Genomic DNA, 548 nt, shown 5'->3' on the forward strand with positions numbered 1-548 from the left:
CCATGCCTGAGTTAATACCATGACGGTATAATGTGGCCGACTTTTCATACGTAAACATGCCGCCCATACTTTCCCTAAACGTCCACGGTTGTTCATCTTCGTTATACCTGTCAGCGCGTGTTGCAACTTCTTCGTTTAACAAGCGCATAAAATAAGAAATGTCACCCTCAATTAATTTATTAAGGGTTTTGTATTTGTGAGTTTGCTTTACAACTGTTTTGAAAAAAGCATCAACATCAGTACCATCAACATATTTTTCTTTTAAATTAGACTTAAAAAGTTTGTCAAAATAATCATCAGATGTTTTAAAGTTTGCCGAGGTTTCAATAGATGTCAGTTCTAAATCATCAGTAGCATCTTCATTAAATACTTCTGAACAAATAAGGGCGTTATAAGCCGCTTTATACGTTTTAAAATCTCCATTACCTAAATGCAGTTTTGCTTGCATCTTTAAACGCGCTAATTCATTAGGACAAAATACAACAGTTAAGTAATCAACCGAGCAAATTGGTTTTTTATATCTTTGTGGTTTAAAGTTCAGGCTCATA

The 548-nt window shown here is 34.3% G+C and carries 1 pseudogene; it reads right to left on the reverse strand.

Going from position 1 to position 548, the window contains the following annotated elements:
* A pseudogene (locus CJF42_RS27930) lies at window positions 1–548 on the reverse strand (hypothetical protein); the annotation flags it as partial.

Source organism: Pseudoalteromonas sp. NBT06-2 (genome assembly GCF_002276045.1).
GTDB lineage: Bacteria > Pseudomonadota > Gammaproteobacteria > Enterobacterales > Alteromonadaceae > Pseudoalteromonas.